This window comes from Nocardiopsis listeri NBRC 13360 (assembly GCF_001570765.1).
GTDB lineage: Bacteria > Actinomycetota > Actinomycetes > Streptosporangiales > Streptosporangiaceae > Nocardiopsis > Nocardiopsis listeri.
In genome coordinates this window covers 1-3,434 of the sequence record NZ_BCSH01000005.1, presented here as the reverse complement: position 1 = coordinate 3,434, position 3,434 = coordinate 1, and the positions used below count along the sequence as shown (strand labels likewise).

Here is a 3,434-nt window from a genome sequence, read left to right as displayed (position 1 = left end):
CTAGCGGAGGCCCAAAACAAACACTGTCTCAGTCCTCGGGACCGTGCAGGGTGTCGACGAGGGTGGACAGACGGGAGGCCGAACGGTCCACCCGGCGGACGGCGTCCACCAACGGCTGGTCGATCTCCTGGTAGTTGCCGACGATGTGCTCGCGCAGGTCGGCCAGGTCCGACTGGACCTGCCGGGAACGCTGGGCGAGCTGTTCCACGAGCGCCTTGCCGGGTTCGCCGCTCTCCTGGCCGAGCACCCGTTGCAGCGAGCGGGCCTGTTCGCGCATCTGCGCCTTGAGCTGGTGCAGTTCGACGAACACCTCGACCTTGGAGCGCAGTACCCACGGGTCGAACGGCTTGATGAGGAAGTCCACCGCGCGGGAGGAGTAACCGCGGAACACCTGGTGGCGATCGACTTCCTGGGCGGTCAGGAAGATGATCGGCACGTCCTTGGTCTTCTCCCGCTGCTTGATGTGCGCGGCGGTCTCGAAACCGTCCATGCCCGGCATGATCACGTCGAGCAGGATCACGGCGAAGTCCGTACCCAGAAGGTGCTTCAGCGCCTCCTCGCCGGAGTTGGCCCGCACCAGGTTCTGGTCGAGGGAGGTGAGGGCCGCCTCCAGCGCGATGAGGTTCTCGTCCCGGTCATCGACGAGAAGGATGTTGGCCTTCTGAGTCACTGCTTCTTACTCCGAGTCGTGCGGTGGGGTGTTGCCGTCATCGCCGGTCGCCCCGGCGTCGTCGTGGCCTGTGTCGCCATTGTGCACGCCGGCGGAACCGTTCGTGTCACCGGAGCGGTCATCGGCCGCGGCGCCCGCCCGGGTCTCCGCCGGGTCTGCGGTGAGCCAACGACGCATCACGTCCAACAGGTGGTCGAGGTCGACCGGTTTGGTGACGTAGTCGGTGGCACCGGCCGCCAGACTGCGCTCCCGGTCGCCCTGCATGGCCTTGGCGGTCAGCGAGATGATCGGCAGGTCGGCGAACTGGGGCATCTCCCGGATGCGCTGGGTGGTCTGGTTGCCGTCCAGCTCCGGCATCATCACGTCCATCAGGACCAGTGAGATGTCCTCGTTGGCCTCCAGCCTCTCGATGCCGGAGTGGCCGTTGTCGGCGTACAGGACCTCCAGCCCCTGTGCTTCCAGGGCGCTGGTCAGCGCGAACACGTTGCGCACGTCGTCGTCGACGATGAGCACGCGCTGGCCGGCCAGGATCGCCCGGCGCTCGGGGTCGGGGCGGGCCTCGACCTTTTCCTCCCTGCCCTGTTCCTCGGGTTCGGCGCTCTTGAGGACCTGCACCATGGGCAGCGGTTCCTCGGGCACACTCGAATCGGTCAGGGCCGCCACCACGGCGTCGAAGTCCTCGTCGGGCAGGTCGAGTTCGTCATCACCGATCGGGTCGAGGGAGCTCTGTCCCTGTTCCAGCTCGGCGGGCGTGGTCAGCGCCGGGGGCTGTTCCACGACCTCCCCGGCGTCCTCGGGCAGGCGCACCGGCAGCAGCAGGGTGAAGGTGGAGCCCCGGCCGGTGATGCTCTGTACCCGGATCTCACCGCCGAGCAGGCGGGCGAAGTTGCGGCTGATGGACAGCCCCAGGCCGGTGCCGCCGAATCGTCGCGAGGTCCCACCGTCACCCTGGTGGAAGGCCTCGAAGATCACCTGGAGCTTGTCCTCGGCGATGCCGATGCCGGTGTCGGCGACCGTGAAGGCGATGACCTCTTCGTTCTCGACGAACATGTCGAGGTCGGCGTCCTCCAGTGCCCAGGCCGGTTCGATGAGCAGCCGCACCTCGCCCTGCGAGGTGAACTTGACGGCGTTGGAGAGCAGGTTGCGCAGGATCTGCTGGAGCCGTTGCTCGTCGGTCCACAGGGTCTCGGGGATGTCCGGGGAGACGTCCACCGCGAAGGCGAGTCCCTGTTCGCCGGTTACCGGCCGGAAGGTGGCCTCCACGTAGTCGACGAGCTGGGCGATGGAGACCTCGCTGGGCTGCACCTCGGCGCGGCCCGCCTCCACCTTCGATAGGTCGAGGATCTCATCGATGAGCAGTAGCAGGTCGCTGCCGGCCTTGTGGATGGTCTGGGCGAACTCGACCTGCTTGGGCGTGAGGTTCTGCTCTGCGTTGTCGGCGAGCAGGCGGGCCAGGATGAGCAGGCTGTTGAGCGGCGTGCGCAGCTCGTGCGACATGTTCGCCAGGAACTCGGACTTGTACTTGGACGAGACCTGTAGCTGGTGCGCGCGCTCCTCCAACGCGTTCCGGGAACGCTGGATCTGCTGGTTCTGCAGCTCGATCGCGCGATTCTGGTTGGCCAGCTGGGTGGCCTTCTGCCGCAGCTCCGCGTTCATGCCGCGCAGCTCCTCCTGCTGGCGCTGGAGTTCGTTGGAGCGCTCGCGCAGCTGGCTGGTGAGCTGCTGGGACTGTTCGAGCAGCAGCTCGGTGCGGTTGTTGGCCAGGATCGTGTTGATCGTGGTTCCCAGCAGCGAGACCAGCTGGCGCAGGAAGTTCTTGTGGATCTCGCGGAACTCCTCGAAGGAGGCGAACTCCACGACGCCCAGAGAACGGCCCTCGGTCACGATCGGAACGATGTACAGATGGTTGGGGACGGCGTCGCCGAGCCCCGACTCGATGTTGATGTACCCGGCCGGGATGTTGCTGACATGCTGTTCGGTCTGTTGGGCGAGCGCCTCACCCACCAGTCCCTGACCCTTGACGATGCGTCGCCGCTTTTCGGTGGGCTGGAAGCCGAAGCCCGCGTAGAGCCGGAAGACGCCCTCGTGGTCCTGGTCCTCGGGCAGGTAGCAGGCGCCGTGCTGGGCGCCGATGAGCGGCGTGACCTCGTTCATGATGAGGCGGGCCAGCTCGTCGAGGTCCCGGTGCCCCTGGATGTGTCCGGAGATGCGGGCGAGGTTGGACTTGAGCCAGTCGGCGTCGCGCTGCACCGAAGTGGTCTCGCGCAGGTTGGACACCATCAGGTTGATGTTGGCCTTGAGCTCCTCCATCTCGCCGCGGGTGTCGACCTGGATGTTGCGGGTCAGGTCGCCCTTGGCGACGGCGTTGGCGACCCCGGCGATGGCGCGCACCTGAATGGTGAGGTTGCCGGCCAGCTCGTTGACGCTGTCGGTGAGCTGCTTCCACGTTCCGGTGACGCCCTCGACCTTGGCCTGACCGCCCAACTGGCCCAGACTGCCCACCTCGTGGGCCACACGCGTGACCTCCGTGGCGAAGGCCGACAGCTGGTCGACCATGGTGTTCACCGTGGTCTTCACTTCGAGGATCTCGCCCTGGGCGTTGACGTCGATCTTCTTGGTGAGGTCACCGGCGGCGACCGCGGTCGTCACCTCGGAGATGTTGCGCACCTGGGTGGTCAGGTTGTGCGACATCGAGTTGACGTTCTCGGTGAGGTCGTTCCAGATGCCGGACACGCCCTTGACGCTGGCGCGACCGCCCAACTTG

At 66.5% G+C, this 3,434-nt stretch carries 2 protein-coding genes; both read right to left on the bottom strand.

The window, feature by feature from the left end; genetic code table 11:
* Nucleotides 1–28: 28 nt before the first annotated feature.
* Nucleotides 29–670: a response regulator gene (locus NLI01S_RS01735; protein WP_067598031.1), complete on the bottom strand. Its 642-nt coding sequence runs from the start codon at nt 668–670 to the stop codon at nt 29–31.
* Between the two features lie 6 nt (nt 671–676).
* Nucleotides 677–3,434 (bottom strand): ATP-binding protein (locus tag NLI01S_RS01730; RefSeq protein WP_157090916.1); only part of this gene is annotated, 2,758 nt, incomplete at its 5' end.